Genomic DNA, 1,947 nt, shown 5'->3' on the forward strand with positions numbered 1-1,947 from the left:
CCTGCGCCACCTGCTCGGGCGCGGCATGCGCATACTCGCCGATCACGTCCGACACGTCTGAGGGATTGATGTTGCGCGTGGCGCCCGCGCCTTCCAGCCATTGCCCCGCTATGTAGTTCGCATGCATGGTTCGTCCGTGTCTTCCTCGGTATTGAATGCGCCTCAGGGCAGCATGACCTCGATGAGCCGCGGCCCCCGCTCGGCCATGGCCCGCTTGAAAGACCGCCGCAGCTCGCTCACCGTCGAGGCGCGTTCGGCATGGACGCCGAAGCCCGCGGCCATGCCCAGCCAGTCGAGATCGGGCCGCGACAGCTGCAGCAGGTCGCGTACCGGCGGCGACGCGAGCTCGTAGCCGTTGCGGCGCATCTCGTCGATCAGGATGTTGTAGCGCCGGTTGGAAGCGATGAGAATGGTCGCATCCGCGTTCTCCCGCGCCATCGACCAGAGCGCCTGGACGGTATACAGCGCGCTGCCGTCCGATTGCAGTCCCACCACCTTGCGGTCCGGGGCGGCGATGGCCGCGCCGAAGGCCGCCGGAATGCCCTGCCCGATCGCGCCGCCGGTCAGCACCATGCTGGCGTGCCGCGGCGCATGCGCCGAGATCGCGTTGAAGGGAAAGGCCAGCGTCTTGCCTTCGGCCGAGATAATGGCGTTTTCCGGCAGCCACGCGGCCACCACGCGCGCGGCCGTCTCCGGCGTCAGGGTCTCGTCCAGGCCCTGGTCGGTGACGCGCTCCCGGGGCTCGAGCCCCTGCCTCGCCAGTTTCAGGTCGTCGGCCAGCGCGGCCAGCGTGGCGGCGGCTCCCCGTCCCTCCTGGCAAAGCGCGATCATCCGCGCGGGGTCGCCCAGGTAGCTGGGATAGCCCTCCACACCGAAGAATGCCACCGGCCGCTTGGCGCCGATCAGCGCCACCACCTCGAACCCGAGCAGATAGGCATGGGCCTGTTCGGCGGCGGGATTGAAGCGGCGGATGGCCGGCAGACCGCCACCGTGTTCGCTGCGGGCCGGAAAGGTCTCGCCCACGATCTCGACGTTGGCCAGGTCGCGCAAGCGCAGCGCCTCCAGCAGCGCCGCCTCGTGCAAGGCATCGCCGCCCAGCAACAGCAAGGTCCGCCTGCCCGCGGCGACCGCCGCCGCTACCCGCTCGATGGCCGCCGCTTCCACCGCCGCCGGCGCATCGGTCCAGGTCGCGGTGAACACCGGCTCGTCCATCGCCGCTGCCTGCAGGTCCATGGGCAGGATCAGGCTGTGTATGCCGCCGTGCGGAGCCAGCGCATTGGCCAGCGACTGTCGGACGGAGGCGACCAGCGACGCCGGCGAATCGGCCCGGTAGACGCCGGCGGACACCGGCTTGGCCAGGGATTCGATATCGCTGGCGAGCGGCGGGTCGGCCTCCACGTGCCAGGACATGTGTTCGCCGATCACGTTGTAGACCGCGGAGCCGGCGCGGCGCGCGTTGTGCAGGTTGGCGATGGCATTGGCAAAGCCCGGCCCGAGGTGCGTAAGCGTCATGGCCGGCACGCCGCGGATGCGGTAGTAGCCGTCCGCGGCGCCGGAGCACACGCCTTCGAACGCGCACAGGATGGGCCGTACTTGCGGCACGGCATCCATCGCGCCGACGAAAGGCAGTTCCGTCGTGCCCGGGTTGGCAAAGCACACTTCGATGCCCGAGGCGGCGGCGCTGCGCAGCAGCCATTGGGCGCCGGTCTGCCTGGTGGCGGCAGGGAGGGCGCGTCCTTCGGACGGCCGGGCGGACGGCCGGGCGGACGCGCTCATGCCACCTGCTCCTGCCGGGTAGCGCTCGTGAGCGCGGCATCGATGATGTCCAGCCCCTCTTCGAATACCGGCATGGGGGTATTGAGCGGGAACAGGAAGCGGATGACGTTGCCGTAGCTGCCGCACACCAGCAGGATGAGGCCTCGCGCCAGCGCTTGCTCGCGCACCGCC

1 protein-coding gene and 1 pseudogene are annotated in these 1,947 nt (G+C 70.2%); both read right to left on the reverse strand.

What is annotated here, in order from left to right; translation table 11 throughout:
- Positions 1-162 precede the first annotated feature (162 nt).
- A complete protein-coding gene (locus CDO44_RS26170; protein WP_087783219.1) occupies positions 163-1,776 on the reverse strand; it encodes an acetolactate synthase large subunit in 1,614 nt (537 codons plus the stop codon).
- A pseudogene (locus tag CDO44_RS27745) lies at positions 1,773-1,947 on the reverse strand (4-aminobutyrate--2-oxoglutarate transaminase); the annotation flags it as partial. The pseudogene CDO44_RS27745 and the gene CDO44_RS26170, both read right to left, overlap by 4 nt.

Source organism: Pigmentiphaga sp. NML080357 (assembly GCF_002188465.1).
GTDB lineage: Bacteria > Pseudomonadota > Gammaproteobacteria > Burkholderiales > Burkholderiaceae_B > Pigmentiphaga.